A 4,866-nucleotide genomic window follows, 5' to 3' on the forward strand; every position below is an offset into this window, starting at 1 on the left:
CATCATCAGAGACTGACACACCGCTTTCGCGAGCAAGCCCGCTCCCACAAGGTTTTGCGGTGAAGGTTAAAGCGCGCCGAACACTTTCTTCGCCAGGCTGGTCGCGGCGGCGGCAGGGTCTTTGCGGATGGTTTCTTCCTGTTTGCCGATCATTTCGAACAGGCCGTTGAGGGCTTGTTCGGTGACGTAGTTTTCGACGTTGGCGCTCTTGGCGTCGATCACGCCCATGGTCGCGGCCTGGCCGGCGAAGGAGTTGTATTGTTTGGCCAGGCCGACCTGGTCGGTGGCTTGCTTGACGATCGGCAGGAACTTGGCGCGGATCTGTTCGCGGCTGGTCTTGTTCAGGTACTGGGTGGCCGAGTCGTTGCCGCCGCTGAGGATGCCCTTGGCGTCTTCGACGGTCATTTTCTTCACGGCATCGACGAGGATCGGCTGGGCCTGGACCACGGCAGTTTCCGCAGCCTTGTTCATGCTGGCTTCCAGTTGATCGACCTGATCACCCATGCCGAACTGCTTCATTTTGCTGGCGACCTTGCCCAGCTTGCCCGGCAGTTCGATCTTCACGTCCGGGTTGTTGCTGAAGCCACCTGGGGTGCCCAGTTGTTTCACGGCCAGTTGCGCGCCCTGGGTCAGGGCGTCCTTGAGCCCGCCGGTGGCATCTTTCTGTGACAGATCGCTGAGCGACAGCGCCATGGCGCTGACGCTGATCATCAAACCTGCGCACAGGCCGGCAAAGCGGAGGGTAGGGCGGAACATGGCAACTTCCTTTTTCAAAGAGACTTGTTTCAAAAGAGACTTATTTCATTAGGGGCTTAGCGGGCAGCGTCAACGCGGACCTTCACCGGTTGTGGATCGCTGCCGTCCAGGCGCACGGCGTGGTTCTCGGTGGTGATGAACAGCAGTTTGCCATCGACTTCGATGCGAGCGTTGATCGAATAGCGGTGATTGGCTTCGACCTTCGCCGGGTCGTAGCTCAGGTGGAACGGCAACGGCACCTGGCCTTTGACCGGGCCACGCTGTTCGTCGATGACTTTGGCCGGGGCATCGGCGAGCGAAATGTCCTGCAGGCTGACGCTGAGGATCGCGGTGGGCGGCAGGGCGATGCGTTGCAGGTAGAAGACTTCGCCATCGAGGGACGCCTTGGGCGCCGGTGTGGGGTGTTGGCAGGCGCCGAGCAAAAGGGCGAGTCCAAGCAGAGAGAGTTTTTTCATGTGGCGTACCTTTGACGTTGGCACCAAGGGGAACTTGATGCCAACGTTAACTTAGCGAATTTCACCGTAATATCCCAGTCGATATAAAACGGCGGGTACCGAAACTCGCTTGTCGGGTACGTGGTGTTTATCCGACGAAGTTAACCAGTACTTCTTGCCCTTTCAGATAATTTGCACCCAGCTCAACGGCGTGATGTTGAGTGGTAGTGAAGATCAATCGGTCTTCCTGGGTGATGCTTGCGCTGATGGTATAGGTATGCCCGCTGACGATATCGGCTTGTAGATAAGTCAGGCTGAAGTTCAGGCCGGCGCTGTTTGCATTGGGCGTGACCTGAACGGCAAGGTCCTTGGCAGGCGCATCTGCGAGGCTGACATCCTGCAGGCGGACAGTAAGGGTCGAATTGGGCAGCAGCGCAATCCTTTCCAGGTAATGCACTTTGCCATCGATGGTGTATGTGGTTTCGCTAGACATGAAAATATCCTTATTTAATTGATCGTCGGGAATGACGAGCGACGAGAATAAGGTCAATGCCTGCTGCTTAAATGTAGGTGTATTCCTTCTACCTGGACGGAAGTGGGAATAGCTTGAGTCAGAAGCATCCTTGCTTCAGTCAGTGAATCAATCCCGAATATTCAAGCGCATTAGATCGGAGTTATCAGTTCCGCTGCATCTTCACTGCGATGCAATGCCACCTGGCGGATCGACAGACGAATCTCCGCCGGCAACACCCGCTTGGCCGCGCCTTCTGCCAGTTCGCCCAGCAGTTCGTGATAACCCAGCTTGCCGGCCTCGTCGCGCTTGAGTACCTCAAGGTCGAGCATCGTCTGGATGAAATGACGGAACAGGCTCTTGTCGAAGAACTCCGGCGCGTTCAGGCCGTGCAGGATCGACAGGCGCTGGGCCATGACCGTACACAGGTCTTCCAGCTCTTCGGCGCTGATGCTGTTCTGGCCGCTGTTGAGCAGCAGGGAAACGGTCATGTAGAAGCGCTGCAGGGTCTGGGCGATGCTCTTGGACAACAGGGTCAGCAGCACGAAATGCCGCGAACTTGGCGCCGGGCGCAGGTAGACCTCGTTCTCGAAACGCAGCAGGCCTTGCTCGACGAACGCTTCCAGCCATTGGTCGATCACGCCATCCACCTCATCCAGCGACCAGCGAATGAACAGCTCCGATTGCAGGTACGGATACAGCGCGCGGGTGTAGCGCAGGATCTGTTCGCGGCTCATGCGCGAGGCACTCTGGAAGAAGCTCGCCAGCAGCGCGGGCAGGGCGAAGATGTGCAACACGTTGTTGCGGTAGTAGGTCATCAGGACGGCGTTTTGCTCGTCCAGATACAGAATCTTGCCCAGGGCGTCGCTCTGTTCCGAGAGCAGATCCATGTCCTTCACATGCTCGATCAGCGCCCGGCCATCACCTTCCGGCAGGGTGGTGTGCGGCGAGTAAGGCACCTTGCGCAGCAGTGCCAGGTACAGATCCAGCACCCGGGCCATGGCGCGATCGTCAAGAGCGAGGCGGCTGGTGGACAGCAGTGCCAGCGCCACCAGGTTGACCGGGTTGATTGCCGCCGCTTCGTTCAGATGCTGCGCGACTTTCTCACCAAGACGGTTGGTAGTTTCGTTGAGCCAGGCCGGCTTGAACTGCGGGCCGAGTTCCTGTTTACGCCAGTCCGGCTGTTCGCTGTCGAGGAACTCCGCCAGCTTGATCGGCTCGCCGAAGTTCACCGCCACCTGGCCAAAGCGCTGTTTGAGGGCGCCGATGACCTTGAAAATATCGAAGATCGATTCTTTCTTCTTGCTCGCCCCGCGCAGTTCGCCCAGGTAAGTGCGGCCCTCCAGTACGCGTTCGTAGCCGATGTACACCGGCACGAACACGATCGGCATCCGCGAGGAGCGCAAAAAGCTGCGCAGGGTGATCGCCAGCATCCCGGTCTTCGGTTGCAGCATGCGCCCGGTGCGCGAGCGGCCGCCTTCGACGAAGTACTCCACCGGGAAGCCCTTGGTGAACAGGGTGTGCAGGTATTCGTTGAACACCGAGGTGTAGAGCGGGTTGCCCTTGAAGGTGCGGCGCATGAAGAACGCGCCGCCACGGCGCAGCAGGCCGCCGATAACCGGCATGTTCAGGTTGATCCCGGCGGCGATGTGCGGCGGGGTCAGGCCGTTGCGGAACAGCAGATAGGACAGCAGCAGATAGTCGATGTGGCTGCGGTGGCACGGCACGTAGATCACTTCGTGCCCTGGGGCGATTTTCTGTACGCCTTCGATGTTGTTGAGCTTGATGCCGTCGTAGATCTTGTTCCAGAACCAGCTCAGCACCACTTCGAGGAAGCGGATCGCGGTGTAGGTGTAGTCCGAAGCAATCTCGTTGCCGTAGCGCAGGGAATGGGCCTTGGCTTTTTCCGGGGAGATGTTTTCGCGCTCGGCTTCATCGAGGATCGCCTGCTTCACCATCGGTTGGTTGACCAGGCCTTTGACCAGATTGCGACGGTGGGAAATGTCCGGGCCGATCACGGCGGTTTTCAGGTTGCGGAAATGCACCCGCAGGATGCGCTGGGCCATGCGCACGGTGCGCTCGTGGCCCTTGTCGTGATTGATCAGCTCGCGCAAATGGATCGGCGCGGAGAACTGCACGCGGGTCTTGCGCCCCAGCACGATGATGCTCAGCAGGCGACGCAGACGGCCGGTGACTGCCCAGCTGTCGGCGAAGAGCAATTTCCACGGGCTCGATTCGCTGTCCGGCGACTGGCCCCAGAACACGCTGACCGGAATGATCTGCGCGTCTTCGGCGGCGTTTTGGCTCAGGGCGCTGACCAGGCGAGTCAGCGTTGGCGGCGCGCCGCGTTTGTCCTGGCGGCCGAGCCAGTCCGGGTCCGGGGTCAGGTAGAAGAAGGCTGCCGGTTCCAGCAGGTTCCCCACCGATACCGGCAGCACCGGGCGCGGCAGGCCGGCCTTGCTGCATTCGGTGTCGACCACGGCGAGGTCGGTCAGCGAAGGGTTTTGCAGGACGTAGAACACCGGACGACTGCGGTCGAGGTTGAGGGTGAACGACGACTGGTTGATCGTCTCCGAGCGAACCCAGAGGTACAGCAGTCGACGCAGGGTACCAAACACAAGACGGCGGAACGGGGAACGGGTCATACGGCATCTGCTTGAGTGAAAAAAACCGAGCGTTTGCTCGGGAGCCCGATAGTTTGCCGTATTCGCTGAAAATCGGCAAAAAGCGGCGAAGTAAACTCTAGTTGAGAGTTTTTGCGCGTGTCATATACTCGGCGCTCTGTCGCCTGCCTGCATTGGGCCAGCATGTGCGGCTGATGTTCCCGAGGCTTTCCTGCGAAAAGCCCGATCAATAATAAAAAAGGAGTATGAACAGATGGCAACACGTGAAACCGGAAACGTGAAGTGGTTCAACGACGCCAAGGGCTACGGCTTCATTCAGCGTCAGGACGGAGTGGACGTGTTCGTGCACTATCGCGCGATCCGCGGCGAAGGTCACCGTTCGCTGACTGAAGGTCAGCAGGTTGAATACGCGGTGGTGGAAGGGCAGAAGGGGTTGCAGGCTGAGGATGTGGTAGGTCTGTAAAACAGCTCTTCACCTCACACAAAACCACTGTGGGAGCGGGCTTGCTCGCGAATGCGGTGTATCAGTCAAAGTTGATGT

Annotated in this window: 5 protein-coding genes; 1 reads left to right on the forward strand and 4 read right to left on the reverse strand. The window is 59.0% G+C overall.

Translation table 11 applies throughout. From position 1 onward, the window contains the following. Positions 1-66 precede the first annotated feature (66 nt). The 4 genes from ACW9JE_RS28570 to plsB all read right to left on the reverse strand — a co-directional run bounded on the left by ACW9JE_RS28570 (position 67) and on the right by plsB (position 4,346). Positions 67-756, reverse strand: a complete 690-nt coding sequence (locus ACW9JE_RS28570; RefSeq protein ID WP_224541091.1) for a DUF4197 domain-containing protein — start codon at positions 754-756, stop codon at positions 67-69. A gap of 56 nt (positions 757-812) precedes the next feature. Then, positions 813-1,211 (reverse strand): YbaY family lipoprotein, encoded by a 399-nt coding sequence (locus ACW9JE_RS28575; protein WP_224541089.1) that lies wholly within the window; start codon positions 1,209-1,211, stop codon positions 813-815. Between the two features lie 127 nt (positions 1,212-1,338). Further along, the gene (locus tag ACW9JE_RS28580) at positions 1,339-1,683 is read right to left on the reverse strand and encodes a YbaY family lipoprotein (RefSeq protein WP_457434662.1); all 345 of its coding nucleotides are present in this window, start codon (positions 1,681-1,683) and stop codon (positions 1,339-1,341) included. Positions 1,684-1,853: 170 nt separating this feature from the next. Then, on the reverse strand, positions 1,854-4,346 hold the full coding sequence (gene plsB, locus ACW9JE_RS28585) for a glycerol-3-phosphate 1-O-acyltransferase PlsB (RefSeq protein WP_457434663.1): 2,493 nt from the start codon (positions 4,344-4,346) through the stop codon (positions 1,854-1,856). Positions 4,347-4,578: 232 nt separating this feature from the next. On the opposite strand from plsB, the gene ACW9JE_RS28590 reads away from it, so the two are divergent. Continuing rightward, a complete protein-coding gene (locus tag ACW9JE_RS28590) occupies positions 4,579-4,788 on the forward strand; it encodes a cold shock domain-containing protein (protein WP_007940478.1) in 210 nt (69 codons plus the stop codon). Positions 4,789-4,866: the final 78 nt, after the last annotated feature.

This window comes from Pseudomonas sp. SDO55104_S430 (assembly GCF_054070595.1).